12 protein-coding genes are annotated in these 18,140 nt (G+C 72.8%); 7 read left to right on the top strand and 5 right to left on the bottom strand.

Annotated elements, in window-relative coordinates; all coding sequences use genetic code 11:
• Positions 1–23 precede the first annotated feature (23 nt).
• Positions 24–953, top strand: coding sequence for a DUF817 domain-containing protein (locus KAF39_RS09700; RefSeq protein WP_210677068.1), 930 nt, complete (start codon positions 24–26; stop codon positions 951–953).
• Here KAF39_RS09700 and KAF39_RS09705 read toward each other — a convergent pair.
• On the bottom strand, positions 940–2,460 hold the full coding sequence (locus KAF39_RS09705) for a DEAD/DEAH box helicase (RefSeq protein WP_210677069.1): 1,521 nt from the start codon (positions 2,458–2,460) through the stop codon (positions 940–942). The genes KAF39_RS09700 and KAF39_RS09705 overlap by 14 nt on opposite strands.
• A 192-nt stretch (positions 2,461–2,652) precedes the next feature.
• Here KAF39_RS09705 and KAF39_RS09710 point away from each other — a divergent pair, with 192 nt between their 5' ends.
• Positions 2,653–3,366 (top strand): ferritin-like fold-containing protein, encoded by a 714-nt coding sequence (locus KAF39_RS09710; protein WP_210677070.1) that lies wholly within the window; start codon positions 2,653–2,655, stop codon positions 3,364–3,366.
• Here the strand turns inward: KAF39_RS09710 and KAF39_RS09715 are convergent.
• On the bottom strand, positions 3,363–3,650 hold the full coding sequence (locus tag KAF39_RS09715; protein ID WP_210677071.1) for a hypothetical protein: 288 nt from the start codon (positions 3,648–3,650) through the stop codon (positions 3,363–3,365). The genes KAF39_RS09710 and KAF39_RS09715 overlap by 4 nt on opposite strands.
• A 7-nt stretch (positions 3,651–3,657) precedes the next feature.
• Positions 3,658–3,882, bottom strand: a complete 225-nt coding sequence (locus KAF39_RS09720) for a DUF3107 domain-containing protein (RefSeq protein ID WP_149084878.1) — start codon at positions 3,880–3,882, stop codon at positions 3,658–3,660.
• Positions 3,883–4,032: 150 nt separating this feature from the next.
• Here KAF39_RS09720 and KAF39_RS09725 point away from each other — a divergent pair, with 150 nt between their 5' ends.
• Both KAF39_RS09725 and KAF39_RS09730 read left to right on the top strand, forming a co-directional pair.
• Positions 4,033–7,242 (top strand): ATP-dependent DNA helicase, encoded by a 3,210-nt coding sequence (locus KAF39_RS09725; RefSeq protein WP_210677072.1) that lies wholly within the window; start codon positions 4,033–4,035, stop codon positions 7,240–7,242.
• Positions 7,239–10,724, top strand: a complete 3,486-nt coding sequence (locus KAF39_RS09730) for an ATP-dependent DNA helicase (protein ID WP_210677073.1) — start codon at positions 7,239–7,241, stop codon at positions 10,722–10,724. Before KAF39_RS09725 ends, KAF39_RS09730 begins: the two co-directional genes overlap by 4 nt.
• On the opposite strand, the gene KAF39_RS09735 is transcribed toward KAF39_RS09730, so the two are convergent.
• A complete protein-coding gene (locus tag KAF39_RS09735) occupies positions 10,670–12,004 on the bottom strand; it encodes a hypothetical protein (protein WP_246878275.1) in 1,335 nt (444 codons plus the stop codon). The genes KAF39_RS09730 and KAF39_RS09735 overlap by 55 nt on opposite strands.
• A 64-nt stretch (positions 12,005–12,068) precedes the next feature.
• Here KAF39_RS09735 and nudC point away from each other — a divergent pair, with 64 nt between their 5' ends.
• The gene (gene nudC, locus KAF39_RS09740) at positions 12,069–12,950 is read left to right on the top strand and encodes an NAD(+) diphosphatase (protein ID WP_210677074.1); all 882 of its coding nucleotides are present in this window, start codon (positions 12,069–12,071) and stop codon (positions 12,948–12,950) included.
• Positions 12,947–14,668, top strand: coding sequence for an ATP-dependent helicase (locus KAF39_RS09745; RefSeq protein WP_210677075.1), 1,722 nt, complete (start codon positions 12,947–12,949; stop codon positions 14,666–14,668). Before nudC ends, KAF39_RS09745 begins: the two co-directional genes overlap by 4 nt.
• An 811-nt stretch (positions 14,669–15,479) precedes the next feature.
• On the opposite strand, the gene KAF39_RS09750 is transcribed toward KAF39_RS09745, so the two are convergent.
• Positions 15,480–16,892 carry a zinc-dependent metalloprotease gene (locus KAF39_RS09750; protein WP_210677076.1) on the bottom strand — a complete coding sequence of 471 codons (1,413 nt, stop codon included), beginning with the start codon at positions 16,890–16,892 and terminating at the stop codon, positions 15,480–15,482.
• Positions 16,893–17,010: 118 nt separating this feature from the next.
• Between KAF39_RS09750 and KAF39_RS09755 the strand changes: the two genes are divergently transcribed.
• Positions 17,011–18,102, top strand: a complete 1,092-nt coding sequence (locus tag KAF39_RS09755; RefSeq protein WP_210677077.1) for a PDZ domain-containing protein — start codon at positions 17,011–17,013, stop codon at positions 18,100–18,102.
• The last annotated feature ends 38 nt before the right edge of the window (positions 18,103–18,140 follow it).

The raw sequence follows: 18,140 nt of genomic DNA on the forward strand, positions 1-18,140 counted from the left end.
GGTGGGCCGATACGGTCCGAGGCATGCAACGTGCCACCTCCCTGGAACGCCGCGTCGACGCGGCGGCCCGTCGTCTCCTCCGTGCGGTGCCGACGTCGGGCTTCCGGGCGGGGATGGCCGAGTTCCTCGTCTTCGTGCTGAAGCAGGCGTGGGCGTGCGTGTTCGGGGCCGCCCTGCTGGTGGTGATCGTCGCGGCGCGCCTCTGGTATCCGGACGATGCCGCGCTCGCCCGCAACGACGCGCTGACGATCGCGGCGATCCTCATCCAGGTGGCGATGCTCGTGTTCCGTCTGGAGAGCGGCCGCGAGCTCTGGGTGATCGTCCTGTTCCACCTCACCGGGACGGCGATGGAGCTGTTCAAGACGGACGTCGGCTCCTGGGCCTATGCCGCCGACGGCGTCCTCCGCATCGGCGGCGTGCCCCTGTTCAGCGGCTTCATGTATGCGGCCGTCGGCTCGTACATGGTGCGGGTGTACCGCCTGTTCGACCTCGGCTTCATCCGCTACCCGCGCCGCTGGCTCACGGCGATCCTCGCGGCCGCCATCTACGTCAACTTCTTCACCCACCACTGGTGGTGGGACGCCCGGTGGGTGCTCCTCGCCGGTGTCGTCGTGCTGTGGCTGCCGACCGTCATGCAGGCCCGGGTGTGGCGGCGGACGATCCGCCTGCCGCTGCTGCTGGTGTTCGCCGGGGTGGCGGTGTTCATCTACCTGGCCGAGAACATCGGCACCTGGGCCGGCGCCTGGGCCTACCCCGATCAGGCGGAGGTCTGGCAGCCGGTGTCGGTGAGCAAGCTCAGCTCCTGGTTCCTGCTGATGATCATCTCCGTGGTGCTCGTCGCCTGGGTGTACCCGCCGCAGGTGCCGAGCGCCGCGATACGGGACGAGGGGCGCCCCACGGAAGACCGTGCGGACGCCCCTCGATCGAAGCGGACGCGGATCAGGCGCCGGTGACGGGAGCGGCGCCGGTGCCGGAACCACCGCGGCGGCGCCGACGGCGACGCGCCGGAGCGGGCTTGCCGTCGTGGTGCTCCTTGCCGGCCCCGTCGTGGGTGCCGGCGCCCTCGGCGCTGCGGTCGGCGGACGGCGCGGTGGACTCCCCACCGGACGCCGTGTCGCCGGAGCCGTCCGCGAACGTCGATCCGACCGCCGTGGTGCTGTTGCGACGACGACGGCGGCGGCGCGTGCCGCCCTCACCGGTGCCCTCGGCGGCCGCATCGGCGGCGCGCTCGGGGCGGCGGCTGCGCTCAGGCTTCGCGACGTCCTTCTTCGGAGCACTGACGAGTCGGCCCTTCGTCCCCTCGGGGATGTCCAGGTCGGTGTACAGGTGCGGGCTCGACGAGTAGGTCTCGACGGGCTCGGGCTGACCGAACTCGAGGGCGCGGTTGATGAGGGCCCACTTGTGCAGGTCCTCCCAGTCCACGAACGTGACGGCGATGCCGGTCTTGCCCGCGCGACCCGTGCGGCCGGCGCGGTGCAGGTACGTCTTCTCCTCGTCCGGGATGGTGTGGTTGATGACGTGCGTGACGTCGTCGACGTCGATGCCGCGCGCCGCGACGTCGGTCGCGACCAGCACGTCCTTCTTCCCGGCCTTGAACGCGGCCATCGAGCGCTCGCGCTGATCCTGGCCCATGTCGCCGTGCACGCCGCCGACGTTGAAGCCGCGGTCGCTGAGCTCGTCGACGAGGCGCTGTGCCGCGCGCTTGGTGCGCGTGAAGATCACGGTCTTGCCGCGCCCCTCGGCCTGCAGGATGCGGGCGATGACCTCGTCCTTGTCGAGCGAGTGCGCGCGGTACACGAGGTGCTTGATGTTCGCCTGGGTGAGCCCCTCGTCCGGGTCGTTGGCCCGGATGTGGATGGGGTTGGTCATGAACCGGCGGGCGAGCGCCACGATCGGCCCGGGCATCGTCGCGGAGAACAGCTGGGTGTGCCGCACCGCGGGGACCTTCTGGAAGATCTTCTCGATGTCCGCGAGGAATCCGAGGTCGAGCATCTTGTCGGCCTCGTCGAGGACGACCTCCGTCGCGTTCGACAGGTCGAGCAGGCGCTGGCCGGCGAGGTCGATGAGACGCCCCGGCGTGCCGACGACGATCTGCGCGCCGGCCTTGAGCTGGTCGATCTGCCCCTCGTACGCCTTGCCGCCGTAGATGGCGACGACGCTCGTGGAGCGGTTGCTGGTGAGCAGGTCGATGTCCTCGTACACCTGCACCGCGAGCTCGCGGGTCGGGACGACGATGAGGGCCTTGACGCCGTGCTCCGGATCCTTGCCGAGGCGCTGCACGACGGGGATGCCGAAGCCGAAGGTCTTGCCGGTACCGGTCTTCGCCTGACCGATGATGTCCTGCCCCGGCAGTCCGAGGGGGATGGTCTGCTCCTGGATCGGGAAGGCATCCACGATGCCCTTCGCGGCCAGTGCGTCGACGATGTCCTGATCGATGCCGAGTTCGGCGAAAGTTGTCACTGTGTTCAGATGCCTGTCCGGCGACCGTGCGATCGCCTCGTAAACGGATCCACGCCGTCTCGTGTGCCACAGGCGCGGGCCCCGCTCCGACGGCGGGGACACGCCCAGCCTACCGGAGGGGCGGCTCCGGACAGGAGAGGCGGCGTCCGCCGAGTATTGTGAACGACGTGGCCGACTCGGGAGGAACACGTCGTGGTTAAGTGGTTCTGGCAGCGCGATGCCGCGCCCCGGCGCACGCTCGCGTTGCGCAGCCGCGGAGAGCAGGGCGACGCGACGCGCGTCGACTTCGCGGAGCTCGCGCCCGAGCTCGACCGGTTCCTCGGGCAGGCGGCGTACCTGCAGCTGGGCTACTTCGAGACACTGACGCGGCTCATCCGCGGCACGCCCGAGCTCGCCGAGAAGGAGTCGCTCTCCCGCGCCGCCGGAGCCGCGCTCACCAAGCACCGCGGCATCGTCGACCTCATCGCGGCGCGCGGGGAGGATCCGACGCAGCTGATGCTCCCGTTCCGGGAGCAGCTCGACGCGTTCCGGCGCAAGACGATCGGAGCCCGCCCGCGCGAGACGCTGCTGGCGGTCTACATCACGGCGGGCATGCTCGACGACTTCTACCTGGCGCTCGCGTCCAGCTACGGCGAGACCGGTCGTCGGGTCGCCCAGATCCTCCGCGAGGACGACGCGCGGCACGAGATCGTCGCGATCATCCAGGAGACGATCGAGAGCGATGAGGAGTGGCGGTCGCTGCTGTCGATGTGGGCGCGCCGCCTCGTCGGCGACACGATCCTCGTCTGCCGGGCCGCGCTGCGGCCGGAGCTCCTCGCGGTCGAGGAGGCACGCATCGAGCCCGTCTACACGGAGCTGATGGGTGCGCACGCCCGGCGCATGGATGCGATGGGCCTCGCCTCTTAGATCCCCAGAGCGGCGCGCTTGTGCACATCCGCACGACGGCGCGCTGCAGTGAGCCCCGCCGTCGCGAGGGCGGCGACCAGGACGGCGCCGAGGACGCTCGCGAGCCACAGCCAGACGCTGTCCTCGCCGACGCCCGCCCATTGCAGGCCGGTGTAGACGATCGCCGAGACGGCGGTCGCGATCGCGGGCGCGAGTGCCACGCCGCGCAGCTCGCGGCCGCCGATCAGGTAGTGCACGGCGATGCCGAGCACGCACGCGCCCACGAGGGCGAGGAGGATGTACATGCGCGGGTCAGGCGACGAAGCCCACGCGACGCGACTCCTCGGTGCCCAGCTCGATGTAGGCGAGGTTCGCGGTCGGCACGATGTAGGAGTTGCCCTTCACGTCGGCGAAGCTCACGTGCGAGGCGCTCTGCTCCAGCGCTGCGGCGACCTGGGTGCGGACCTCGTCCGCCGTGGCAGCGGTGTCGAAGCTCAGTTCGCGGCCGGTGTTGATGATGCCGATGCGGATTTCCACGGGTGCTCCTTGAAGTTCGTCGGACGGGGCCAACTCTATCGCGCGCCGGGTGGGGGGAGAGCGGCCGCGGCGGTCGTTTCGCCGTGAGCGCACAGCCGTCGGACGGAGGCCGTCGAGGCCGATGTCCCCTGCTCCCGATAGCGTGGAGGCATGATGTCGGATGCCGCCCAGCGAGCCGTGATCACGGCCGCCCCGACGGCGTCCGCGGTCGTCATCGGTGCCCCGGGGACCGGCAAGACCAGCACGCTCGTCGACCGCATGGTGCACCTGCTCGACGCCGAGGGGCTGCGCCCGGAGGAGGTACTGGCGCTTACGCCCAGCCGGCAGGCGGCGACCGCCCTGCGCGACCGCATCGGCGTGCGGATCGGCCTGGCGACCCCGGGTCCGCTCGCACGGTCGCTGGGTTCCTTCGCGTTCCAGCTCGTCCGCGGCGCGATGGTGCGCGAGGGCGCGGAACCGCCCGCGCTGCTCACCGGCGCCGACCAGGACCGCATCATCGCCGAGCTGCTCGCCGGCGATGCCGAGGACCGGCGCATCCGCTGGCCCGAGTCGCTCAGCGAGCCCGTGCGCGCCTCGAAGGGCTTCCGTTCCGAGCTCCGCGCGTTCCTGGCCGAGTGCACCGAGCTCGGCGCGAGTGCGGACGAGCTCCGCGCCACCGGGGACGCGGTCTGGGCCGCGGCGGCGGACTTCATGGAGGAGTACCGCAGCGTGCTCGATGCCCTCAGGGCCGCGCACCGGGATGCCGCCGACCTGCTCAGCGAGGCCGCGGGCATCCTCCGCGCGGCCGACGCGCCGACGCTCGGCGCGCTGGCCCCGCTCCGCGTCGTCCTCATCGACGACGCCCAGGAGCTGACGCGCGGCGGCATCGGCGTCGTGCGCGCCCTTCGGGAGCGCGGCATCGCCGTGCAGGCGTTCGGCGACCCCGACATCTCCTCCGGGGCCTTCCGGGGCGCGAGTCCGGAGCTCTTCGCGCAGCTCGCCGGGGCGCTGGACGCAGTGCACGTGCTCGACGGCGCACACCGGCAGCACCCCCTCCTGACGACCCTCACGCGGACGGTGACGCAGGCGATCGGCGTGTCCGGCCGGGTCGAGCACCGCCGCGCCCCGGTGCCGGCGCCGGAGGACGACGGCGCGGACGTCTCGACCTTCCTCGCTCCGTCGCCGTACGAGGAGTTCGACCGCATCGCGGGCGTGATGCGCGACTGGCACCTCAGCGCCGGGGTCCCGTGGGATCGCATGGCGGTCATCGCCCACGACACCCGGCAGGTGACGGCCCTGGAGACCGAGCTCGCTGCGCGCGAGATCCCGACGCGGGCCGCCGGGGTGCAGCGACCGCTCGGCAGCGAGGGGATCGTCCGTGACATCGTCGGGATCGTGCGGCTCGCGCTCACCCCCGACGAGGAACGGACGGTGCAGGCCTGGGAGGAGGCGCTGCGGACACCGTTCGGCGGCATGGACGCGATCGCGCTCCGCCGCCTGCGCGCGCGATTGCGGCACCTCGAACTGGGCCAGGGGGGATCGACGCCCGCGCGGGAGCTGCTGCGCGCCGCGATGGCGGCGCCCGCGACGCTCACGCTCATCGACGCGCCGGAGTCGCGGACTGCCGAGCGGTTCGCCGAGACGGTCGCCGCGGTCGCCCGGGCCGCGGCCGCGGGGGAGACCATCCACGATCTCCTGTGGCGCATCTGGGACCAGGCCAGGGCCGTGGACGGACGGCGTCTGCAGGTGGCCTGGCGCGAGATCTCCCTGCTGCCCACCGGTGCCGAGACGGCACGGTCCCTGGATGCCCTCGTCGCGCTCTTCGATGCGGCGAAGCGCTTCGTCGAGCGGAGCCCCGACGAGCGTCCGGAGATCTTCGTGCGCGACATCCTCGACAGCGAGGTCCCGGAGGACACGCTGTCGGCACCCGAGCGGCCCGGCACGGTCACGCTGCTGACGCCGGCGACCGCCCTCGGGACGGAGTACGACGCGGTGGTGGTGGCCGGAGTGCAGGACGGCATCTGGCCCAACGTCCGGCTGCGCGGCGGTCTCCTCCAGACCTGGCGACTGGCCGACGCCCTCCTCGCTGCCCGCTCCGGGACCGCCGTCGAGGTACCGGGGGTGCTCGACCGTCGTCGGGCCGCGCTGCACGACGAGCTGCGGCTGTTCGTGCGGGCGATCTCGCGCGCGCGGCATCGGCTGCTGATCACCGCGGTGGACGACGACGATCTGTCCCCCAGCGCCTTCTTCGGTTTCCTGCCGCCCCCCGGACCGCCGGAGCGTCATGCCTCCGCCGAGCACCCGCTCACGCTCCGCGGACTCGTCGCCCGCCACCGCCGTGTCCTCACCACGGTGCACGCCGAGCCGCTGCGTCGCGAGGCCGCCGGCCAGCTCGCCGTGCTCGCCAGGGAAGGCGTGCCGGGTGCGCATCCGCATGACTGGTACGGCATCACCCCGCCCTCCACCGCGGCGCCCCTGCGCGATCTCGCGGTCGCCGGGGCCCGCGTGTCGCCGTCCGCGGTCGAGTCCTACGAGGAGTGCGGCCTCAACTGGGTGGTGTCCGCGCTCGGCGGCGACACGGTGATGCCGCCCACAGCCGGGATCGGCACGATCGTCCATGAGGCGATGGAGCGCGTCCCGGACGGCGACCTCGAGCGCATGCGGGCGATCGTCGAGGAGCACTGGCCGGAGCTCGACTTCGAGACCGCCTGGATCGGTCGGAAGGAACGCCGGCGGGCCGATCTCTTCGTCGACCGGCTGCACAGCTATCTCGGCGAGGTGGCGAGGGACGGCGGACGCGTGCTCGGCAGCGAGGTGGAGTTCCGGTTCGCCGTGGACGTGTCCGGCGACACGGCGGTGCCGACCGTCCATCCGGTGGGGGAGGATCGCGGTCATCGGGCGATCGTGCACGGGTACATCGACCGCGTCGAGGCGTATCCTCCCGGCGCCGGTGAGCACGGCGCGGCTCGGGGGCGCGGGTGGGAGCCGATGGCCGGCGCCCCTGAGGGGGCGACGGTCGTCGTCGATCTGAAGACGGGCAAGACCGACCCGGAGTCGGACGGGGGCGTGCTCGACCACGCCCAGCTCGCCGCGTATCAGATCGCCGTGCAGGAAGGACTCGTGCCCGGTGCCTCGCCGGCGTCCCTGGGCGGCGCCCGTCTGGTGATCGTCTCGAAGACGCTGGCCAAGAGCGACTACCGGGTGGCGCATCAGCACGCGCTCGACGGGGAGGCGCGGACGCGGTTCCTGCAGCGGGTCGCCGAGGTCGCCCGCGGAATGTCGGCGGCGAGCTTCACGGCTCAGGTGGAGGCGCATTGCGCCGACACCCAGCGCCGTGTGCACCCGTGTCGCATCCACACGGTGCCGGCGGTGAGCGCATGACCGCAGCATCCCCGGCCGCCGTCCTCTCGGCGACCGACATCGCCGCCGCGCTCGGACTGCCGACCCCGACCCCTGCCCAGCAGCAGGTCATCGAGGCACCGCTCGAGCCCGCGCTCGTGGTGGCCGGCGCCGGCAGCGGCAAGACCGAGACGATGTCGGCCCGGGTCGTCTGGCTCGTGGCGAACGGCCTCGTCCGGCGGGACGAGGTGCTCGGTCTCACCTTCACCCGCAAGGCGGCCGGCGAGCTGGCGGAGCGCATCGGCGCCCGTCTCGCCGTCGTCGACGAGTATGGACGCCGCGGGCTCCTGCCGCATCTGTCCGAGATCGTGGCGGGGGACGCGCTGCGGCGCGTGGGCGAGGCCGCGCCGGGTCGTCAACGCGAACTCGTGCGCGCGCACGTTCTGGACGAGCTGGCGGAGCGGCACGGCACGGGATGGGTCCCTGGTGCGGCCCGCACGGCGGACGATCTCATGATCCGGCCGCGGGTGTCGACCTACAACGCCTTCGCCGACGGGATCGTCCGTGAGCACGCCGCCCGGATCGGACGGGATCCCGACGTGGCGATGCTGAGCCAGGCCGCGTCCTGGATGCTGGCGCGGGAGGTCGTCCTCCGCAGCGACCTGCCGGAGCTCGAGGAGGTCGACTACGCACTCGGAACGGTCATCGACGCGGTGCAGCGGCTCGCCGGCGAAGCGCTGGACCATCGGGTGGACCTCGCCGAGGCGGAGCGGATCGCGATGGCGCAGGCCCTGGCGTTCGACCCGTACCGGGGCAACGCGGACGTCGAGAAGGCCGCCGTCAATCTGCGGAGCCTGCCGACCCTGACGCGGCTCGTCCGCGAGTACATCGCCGAGAAGGACCGGCGCGGCGTGCTGGACTTCGCCGATCAGGTGGCGGGGGCGTACGACATCGTCGAGTCGGCGCCGGATGTGCGCGCGGAGCTCCGGGAGCAGCACCGGGTGGTGCTGCTCGACGAGTACCAGGACACCTCCGTGATCCAGACGCGGTTCCTCGCGGAGCTATTCCGCGACGCGGCGGTCATGGCGGTGGGCGACCCGCACCAGTCGATCTACGGATGGCGTGGCGCGAGCGCCGACAACCTCTACGCGTTCCCGCGGTCGTTCTCGAGCGCGGGCGGCGTCCGCACCTACAGCCTCATGACGAGCTGGCGCAACGATCGCGGCATCCTCGACGTCGCCAACCGCGTGCTGGAGCCGCTGCAGCGCCCCGGGCTCGACGTGCCGCCGCTGGAGGCACGGCCCGGCGCGGGCGAGGGGACGGTCGCCGTGCGCTACCCCTTCACCGTGGACGACGAGGCGGATGAGGTGGCGGCGTGGTTCGCGGAGCGGCGCGCGCGACACGAGGCGACGACGACCGCCCCGCACACCGGAGCGATCCTGTTCCGCTCCAAGCGGCACATGCAGACATTCGCGGCGGCACTCGCGGCCCGCGGGATCCCGCACCGCATCCTCGGTCTCGGCGGCCTGCTCGCCACCCCCGAGGTCGTGGACGTCGTCTCGACACTGCGGGTCGTGCATGATCCGACGGCGGGCTCCGCACTCATCCGGCTCCTCACCGGCCCTCGTTTCGGGGTCGGCGTGGCCGACATGGCGGCCCTGTACGAGCTGGGGCGGGCGTTGGCGGAACGCGACACCGCGCTGGTCCCGCTTCCGGAGGAGGTCCGTGCGCGCTTGCGGTCATCGCGTGGTGCCGACGAGGCGATCTCCATCGTGGACGCGGTCGACGTCGTGCGCGCCGTGCGCGACGACTACCGGCTGCTGGAGGGCATCACGGCCGAAGGGCGAGCACGGATCCGCGCGGCGGGGGAGATGCTGGAGCGTCTGCGTCGCGCGTCGTCCCAGCCGATCCCCGAGCTGATCCGGCTCATCGAACTGGAGCTGCGGCTGGACATCGAGCTCGCGGCGAACGAGACCCGTGGCCCGGCGCGTGTCGCGGCCACCCAGCTCCGTGCGTTCGCGGATGAGGTGCGCGCCTTCCTCGCCGCCGACGAGCGCGGCACGATCGGCAGCCTGCTGGCATGGCTGGACAAAGCGGAGAGCACCGACGAGCTGATGCCGCGCCCCGAGCCGCCGGAGCCGGGGGTGGTCCAGCTGCTCACGATCCACGGTTCCAAGGGGCTGGAGTGGGATGCGGTGGCGGTCGTGCGCCTGGTCGTGGACGAACTGCCCGGACGCGTGTCCGACACGTCCGGCTGGTTCGGCTTCGGCGTCGTGCCCTTCGCCCTGCGCGGTGACCGTGACGCGCTGCCGCGCTTCGCCTGGGATCCCGATGAGGCGATGGGTGACGAGACCGATCCCGCCAAGCGGCTGAAGCTCGCACAGGCGTCGCTGTCGGGCGGGGTGACGAAGGCGAACCCGCACGGCGGCGCGCTCAAGCGGTTCAAGGACGCCTACCGGGAGTATCAGCGTCAGGAGGAGCGTCGCCTGGCGTACGTGGCGGTCACCCGCGCCAGGAGCGACCTGCTGCTCAGCGGAGCGCACTGGGCGGGGCAGAAGGCACCGCGCACGCCGAGTCCCTACCTCCAGGAGGCCATCGAGGTCCGGGGCCTCGAGGAGATCCCGACGGTGGACCCGGAGGACAACCCGTACGACGGCCCGGGCGCGACCCTGCACTGGCCCCTCGACCCGCTCGGCGCCCGCCGAGGGGTGGTGAGCGCGGCGGCCGATGCCGTCGAGGAGGCGCTCCGCGACGGCACCGCCGCGCCCTCCGACGAGCTGCGGCGGCTGCTGGCCGAACGGGAGGCGCGTCAGCGGGGGACCGATGCGGAGGCGCCCACCCGGGTGCCGGCGTCGCGGTTCAAGGACTACGTGACGGATTACACGGGGACCCTGTCCTCCCTCGTGCGCCCGATGCCGGAGCGCCCGTACCGCCAGACCCGGCTCGGGACGCTGTTCCATGCGTGGGTCGAGCAGCGCTCGGAGCTCGTCGGCGTCGGCACCCGCGTGGACGAGGCGCTCTGGGAGCAGGACGAGGACGAGCCGGACGGCGACGCCCCCCTCGACGGCCTGGCACCGGGCGCCGCGGCGGACGCGGCCGATCTCGCGGCGCTGCAGGAGACGTTCGAGCGCAGCGAGTGGGGGCCGCTGCAGCCGCTCGCGGTGGAGATCGAGATCGACTTCGCGCTCGGTGCGGGTCTCCCGGGCGCGCGGCCGGGGGCGGCCGACGCCCACATCGTGATCTGCAAGCTCGACGCGGTCTATCGCCGCGCCGACCGCGGCGGCAGGATCGAGATCGTCGACTGGAAGACGGGACGAGCACCCCGCACAGCGCAGGAGCGGGAGGAGCGCATGCTCCAGCTCGCCCTGTACCGGCTCGCCTACCACCGGCGCTTCGGCGTCCCCCTCGAGGAGATCGACGTGGCGCTCTACTACGTGGCCGACGATCTCGTGATCCGCGGCGACCGGGTCTACTCCGAGGAGGAGCTCTTCCAGCGCTGGAGCGCCGCCCGCGCCGCGCGCTGAGCCTCGTCGGAGTCGTCGTCGTCGGTGGCCGCCGTCGAGAAGGTGCGGACCTCGTCACGGTCGTCGCCGCCGCTGTCGGCGAAGCGCAGTGCCACGCCGGAGAGGTCCTCGGTCTCGACGCTCGCCGCCGCCGTGCGCTGGGCGGCGTCGAAGTGCGGGGTGGCGGACGAGTCGACGCCCGCGTCCCGGGGGGCCTCCTCACCCTGCTCGTCCGCATCGGCGGCCCAGAACTCCTCCGGGTTGTAGGCGTCCGTCTGCATGGACGTGTCGACCTCCGGAGCGGGGGCGACGGGCACGCGGTCGAGGGCGTCCAGCGCAGAGTCCACACCGGACCGGCGGTCGCCGGGCACGCCGAGGTCGTCGTCGCGCAGACCGTCGGCGAGAGCTTCGAGCAGGGCGGCGGCGTCTTCGACGATGTCGTTGCGGCGGAGGGCGTCGCCGTGGACGAGCCAGCGGGCGAACTCGAGCTCCGCGAGCAGTCGCGCCCGGATCTCGAGGCCGGCATCGGGGGAGCGCTCGAGGGAGCGCGCGTAGGAGGCGTGCACATCGGCGGCCGCGTCGGGGGCCGCAGACAACCAGGAGAGATCGAGGGCCGGGTCGCCGACCGCGAGCCCATGCCAGCCGATCACGCCGGTGACCTCGGGGCCGCGCTCGGGGTGGTCGTCGAACAGGAACGATGTGGCCTGGGCGCCGCCGAGCACGACGGTCGATTCGAACCGCCACAGTTCGTCGTCGGCGACGGCCTCCCGCCAGCGCACGGTGAGGCGCGCGGGGACGCGTCCGGTCGCGGCGGCCGTGTCGACCAGGCGCTCCAGCTCGGCCCGGCTCTCGTCGGCGCTGCGCATCACCAACCCGGCCCCGCGGACGACGGATGTCGGCAGGCCGTGCACCGCGGCGATGGCCGCGCCCATGGACTCGGCGGCGCCACGCCCGGCGGGGACCATCGACGCCTCGATCTGGAATCCGGGCAGCAGCTCGGTCACGAGCGCACGGCCGTCGCCCACCCGGGTCTCGCCGATGTACGCGGGGGCACGGAAGGGCAGCATCGCACGCGCACCGTCCGTGAGCGCCCGCAGGGCGAGCGCCTCGGCGGCGAGCTCTCGGGCCGCGTCGTCGTCGTCCGCGACGCGGATGGCCAGTTCGCGGCCGTCGGCGAGCGACGCGACGGCGGAGTCGAAGCGGCCGTCGCCGCCGGCGGTGAGCGTCCGGGTGCCCGTGACCTCCGCGCCGGGAAGTGCGGCCGTCACCGCCGCGGCTAGAGTGAATGGAGAGCGTCCCATGCCCCCAGGGTAGGTGGGCTCAGGGGCGGTCCCGCCTCCGCCACGCCCGTGAAAGGGGGAGTCGATGAGCATTCCGCGCCCGTTCTTCGACCGTGCCGCCGACCTCCGCGAGGAGGAGGGCGTGCTCGAGCGACTGCGCGACGATCTGGCGTCGCGCGTCGTCGTGGTGCGCGAAGGGCGCGTGCGTGTCGTCGCCTCCGCGTTGCTGCGCGTCTCAGTCGACGAGGTCGCCGATGCGACATGGGCGCTCCTCGGACGGGACGTCGACGGAGCGGTGCTGCTGCTCGCGGCACTGCCACCGGAGACCGAGGCGCTGGACGCCGCGCCGGACGAGGTCTGGCTCGGCCTGCGCGACCTCGGCGGGCGACTGGATCCGACCGAGTCGGAGGTGCTGGTGGCGGCGGTCGCACTCGCCGGCTGGCTGCGGGACGCCCCGTTCTGCCCGACGTGCGGAGGGGGCACGGAGCTGCGCAACGCGGGCTGGTCCCGTCGGTGCCTGGTCTGCGGGCGCGAGCACTTCCCCCGGACCGACCCCGCGGTGATCGTCGCCGTCGAGAGTGCGGACGGTGAGCGGCTCCTCCTCGGAGCCAACGCGAACTGGGGCGGACGCATGTACTCGTGCTTCGCCGGGTTCACCGAGGCGGGCGAGTCGCTCGAGGCCACGGTGCACCGCGAGATCGAGGAGGAGTCCGGCGTGCGCCTGGCGGCGCTGCGCTACGTCTCCTCGCAGCCGTGGCCGTTCCCACGATCGCTGATGGTCGGGTTCCGTGCGGTGGTCGAGGACGAGTCGGCGGTGCGCCCGGACGGCGAGGAGATCATCGACGTCCGCTGGTACACGCGGGCCGAGATCGGCTCGGCCCTGGCCGGCGAGGGACCGGTCGGTTTGCCCGGACCCGCGTCGATCGCGCGCGCCCTCATCGTCGACTGGTTCGAGGAGCGCCCGTGAGCGCACTCGATGCCCTCGACGAGCGGCAGCGAGCGGCGGCGTCCGTCCTCCGGGGACCGGTCGCGGTGCTGGCGGGAGCAGGGACGGGGAAGACCCGGGTGATCACCCACCGCATCGCGCACGGGGTGGACACGGGGGCGTACTCGCCGTCGCGCGTCATGGCCGTGACGTTCACGGCGAAGGCCGCGGGGGAGCTGCGGGGGCGGCTCCGGGCGCTCGGGGTCGAAGGGGTCGCCGCCCGCACGTTCCATGCTGCGGCACTCGCGCAGCTCAACTTCTTCTGGCCGACCCTGGCGGGCGCGCCCGCGCCGTCCCTCATCGACAACAAGGTGCGCATGCTCGGTCAGGCGGCCGATGCGCTGCGGCTCCGCCCTCGCACGGCGACCCTGCGCGACATCGCGTCCGAGATCGAGTGGCGCAAGGTGTCGATGATCTCGATCGACCGCTACGCCGAGCTCGGCCGTCCGATCAGCGGGGTCGATCCCACGCAGCTCATCGAGCTGATGCGCGGGTACGAGGCGCTGAAGGACGAGCGCCACCAGCTCGACTTCGAGGACGTGCTGCTGGCGTGCGCGGGGATGCTGGAGACCGAGCCGCGGGTCGCGGCCGCCGTCCACGAGCAGTACCGGCACTTCACGGTGGACGAGTTCCAGGACGTCTCGCCGCTGCAGAACCGGCTGCTGGAGCTGTGGCTCGGCGACCGGCACGACATCTGCGTGGTCGGCGACGCGAGTCAGACGATCTACTCGTTCGCCGGGGCCGAGCAGCGCTTCCTCCTCGAATTCGAGCGTCGGCATCCGGATGCGACGGTCGTGCGACTGGAGACGAACTACCGGTCGCAGGCCCCCATCCTGACCGCCGCGAACGCCCTGATGCACGGCCGCCCGGGAGCACTCGAGCTCGTCCCCGCCCGCGAGCAGTTCTCGGCGGAGCCGCCCACGGTCACCGCCTACGACTCCGAGAGCGACGAGGCTGCGGGGATCGCGGCCGGGGTGGCGGCACGCATCGCGGGCGGCGCCTCGCCGTCGGAGATCGCCGTGCTCTACCGGGCGCATGCGCAGTCGGCGGTGCTGCAGCAGGCTCTCGCCGCCGAGGGGATCGCGACCTCGGTGCTCGGCGGCACCCGCTTCTTCGCGATGCCGGAGGTGCGGCAGGCGATCCTCGCGCTCCGCGCGGCCGCGGTCGCGCCCACCGAGCACGGGTTCCTCCCCGGCGTCCGTCGTGTCCTCCGGGAGCTCGGGCTGACGGAGGAGCCGCCGGCGGCGGGCGGCGCGCAGCGGGACGGCTGGGAGGCGCGCCGGGCCATCCTGCGGCTCGCGGAGGAAGCGGGGCCGGAGACGACTCTCCGATCGTTCAGCGACGAGATGATGGCCCGCGCGAAGGACCAGCACGAGCCGACGATGCGGACGGTCACGCTGTCGACGCTGCACGCGGCGAAGGGTCTCGAGTGGCCGCACGTCTACCTCGCGGGGTGGGCGGAGGGCTCGTTGCCGATCTCGTACGCCACCACCTTCGAGGCGATCGACGAGGAGCGCCGGCTGGCGTACGTCGGTGTCACACGCGCGGCGCGCACGCTGGAGCTGTCGTGGGCACGCTCGGCGGGTCGAGGGGAGCGTGCGCCGTCGCGCTTCCTCGCGGAGATGGGGACGACGGCCCGCGGCACAGGCATCCTGCGCGAAACGACACCGAACGCCACGCGATCCCGCCGTCCGAGGTGATCCGCGCGATCCGCGCCGGGTCGGCCGCGGCGAGCAGACGCGCCGCCACGGCTCCGGCCACGGCCAGCCGCGCGAGCGCGACCCGCCCCGGGTCGCGGGCGACGAGCTGACTGTGCACCAGCGGCCACGCATCGTCACGGGCGGCGTCCTCCGCATCGCGACAGGTCAGGCAGGGGGTGCTCCCCGGGACGACGAGCGGTCCGACGGTGATCCGTCCCGGTTCGATCGCGACCGGGAGGTGCGGGGCGTCCGCGCGCAGGAGTCCGGTGAACTGCGCGGCCGCCGCCGCCCCGGGGACCAGGACGACCGCGACGGCAGCCGGATCGTCGGCGAGGGGGACGCCCTCATCCGCGAGAACCTCCCGCAGCCGTGACTCCGCCCGCTCGTCGACGAGGCCGAGCGCCCGCACGCGAGCCGCGCGAGGGGGAGGGGACTCGTCCCGCAGCACCGACTCGACGGTGCGGAGCAGCTGCCGGGCCTCCTCTCGCGGCGCGCCGGCCTGATGCGCGATGACGTCGAAGGCGGAGCGCCGGAACCCTCGGCGCATCCGGCTGAGGAGTCGTTCGACCCAGGGGGCCGAGGCGGGGATGCGGATGGCGGCATCGTCGCCGAGCTGGAGGGTGGTCCCGTCCCGCCAGAGCAGCGGCACGCCGGGATCGAGCTGGGTCAGGATGGTCGGACTGAGCGGCACCCCTCGATTCTGCGGAGGAACGGGCACCGGTGGGCGGTCCGAACGGATCGGTGGAGAAATCCGGCGTCCGGCCGGGGCGGGGGAGGGAGCATGCCCTGCGCCCCGCCGCGGCGTGGTCGCTCAGACGGGGCGCTCGCCCTCGGGGGCGTCGTCGTCGCCCTCGTCGCGCGGAGGCACGTCGTCGCCCTCCGGTGCGGCTTCGGCGGAGAAGTCGTCGCCGTCCAGCAGGCGTGCGAGAGCCTCGTCGAACTCGTCGGCCTCGGGCTCCTCGCCGCGTTCGGCGGCCTGCAGACGGGCGACGAGAGCGGTCGGGTCGTCGATGTCCTCCGCCGTCGGCATGAGGTCGGGGTAGTCCCACAGGGAGTCGCGGGCGGCGATGCCGACCGCGTCCGTCACCGTCCGCCACATCGCGGACGCCTCGCGGATGCGTCGCGGTCGCAGCTTCAGGCCGACGAGGGCGCCGAGGGCGTCCTCCGCCGGACCCCCCACCGCACGACGGCGACGTGCCGCCTCCGCGATCCGTCCACCGTCGGGGAGCCGCGACGTCGCTTCCGCCGTGACCACGTCGACCCAGCCGTCGATCGTCGCGATGAGGTTCTCCAGGCGGGCGAGGGCCTCGCGCTGCGCCTCCGTCTGGGTGGGCAGCAGGGCGCCGCCCTCGATCGCCGCCCGCAGTTCCTCGGGGTTCGAGGGATCGAGGCGGCTCGCCACGTCCTCGAGCGCGTCGACGTCGACGGTCACCCCGCGGGCGAAGTCGGTGATCTGCGCCATCACGTGCAGGTGGAGCCACTTGGCGTGCCGGTACAGGCGGGCATAGGCGAGCTCTCGCGTCGCGACGTAGAGGGCGATCTGGTCTTCCGGGATCTCGAGGCCCTCGCCGAACGCGGTGAGGTTCTGCGGGATCACGGCCGCGATGCCGGCCGGCAGCACGGGGATGCCGACGTCGCCGCCCGAGACGACCTCCAGCGAGAGGTTGCCCAGCACCTGACCGAATTGGGCCGCGAACACCGAGCCGCCGAGACCGCGCATCAGACGTCCCGCGCCCTGCACGACGCCGCGCATCTCCTCCGGCACCTGCGTGTCGAGGGCGGCCGTCAGCGCGTCCGCGATGCTCGTCGACACCGGGTCGGCGATCTCCTTCCACACGGGGAGGGTCTTCTCGACCCATTCTCCGCGCGTCATCGCCACCGGCGCCTCGGCGAGCTCGGAGATCGTCGTCGCCTCGCCCAGCCAGAGGTTCGCGAGCGCGAACGTGTCGGCGAGGGAGGATCGCGAGCCGTCGCCGATGCCCTGGCCCTCCCTGTTCGCGATGTGCAGCGCCTGGCGCAGCGAGTTCTCCCAGGGGTCACCGGCGAAGGCCCCCTGGAGCTGCGCCATGATCGTCTGCATCATCGCCGGATCGAAGGTGAACCCGTCCATGCCCTCGAAGGCGCCGCGCAGCGCTTCGGGGTCGATGTCTCCGCCGCCCTGGTTCGAGAGCATCCGTCGCAGGAACTCCTGGAAGTCCTCCGGGTTCGGGTCGTTGTCTGCCATGTCGCTCGCCCTCTCAGCACGTCTGAAGCCGTGCCATCTACGCTAGTCACAGGTTTCAGTGCGCGACCCCGAAGCGGGCAGATCGCTGTACGCCGCTCGCGAACGACGGAGGATTGCTGTGGAACGACCGCGCGCAGGAAAGCTCGGACTGGGTGTCTGGGCGCTGGTGGTCGCGCTCGCCGCGCTGGCCGTCCTCACCTTCCTGCCGTCGCCGTACGTGATCCAGCGTCCCGGCCCGGTCTACGACACCCTCGGCACGGCGAAGAACGCGGACGGCGAGGAGGTCCCGCTCATCAGCGTCGAGGGGGCGGAGACGTACGAGACGGGCGGCACGCTCGACCTCACGACGGTCCAGGTCGTCGGCAACCGGGAGCGCACGCCGAGCTGGTTCGAGCTCGCGCTGGCGTGGATGGACTCGTCCCGGGCCGTCGTGCCCCTGGACGCCGTCTTCCCCGAGGGCGTCACGACCGAGCAGCGCGACGAGCGCAACGCCATGCTCATGGTCGACTCGCAGCACGAGGCGACGGCGGCCGCACTGAACGAGCTCGGCTACGACACCGGCGCGCAGGTCGTGGTCGTCGATGCGGTCGAGGGGTCCCCGGCCGACGGCCTGCTCGAGGCGGACGACGTGATCACCGCCATCGACGGCGTGCCCGTGACCTCGGCCACCGCGTTGCGCGAGGCGATCCAGGAGGCCGGTGGCGATCCGGTGGCGCTGACCGTGCGCCGCGACGGCGCGGACCGGACGGTCGAGGTCACTCCGGAGGAGCAGACCCAGGATGGGACGACGACCTGGCTGATCGGCATCACCCTGCGCACGGACTACGACTTCGAGGTCGACGTCACGCTCCAGCTCGACAACGTCGGCGGTCCCAGCGCCGGCATGATGTTCGCCCTCGGGATCATCGACACCCTGACGCCGGGGGAGCTCAACGGGGGCAAGGACGTCGCCGGCACCGGCACGATCGACGCCGAGGGCACCGTCGGGCCGATCGGTGGCATCCGTCAGAAGCTCTACGGCGCCCGGGACGCCGGCGCGGACTACTTCCTCGCCCCGGAGGCGAACTGCGACGAGGTCGTCGGGCATGTGCCGGACGGACTGCAGGTGATCCGCACCGCGACGCTGGACGAGTCGCTGGCGGCACTCGAGGTCATCGCGGACGGGGGCGACGTCGACGCCCTGCCGACCTGCGAGGTCCCCGCGACCTGATCGCCCGGGGCCGTGACCTCGCTGTGACCGGCATGACA

The organism is Microbacterium sp. BLY (assembly GCF_017939615.1).
Lineage (GTDB): Bacteria > Actinomycetota > Actinomycetes > Actinomycetales > Microbacteriaceae > Microbacterium.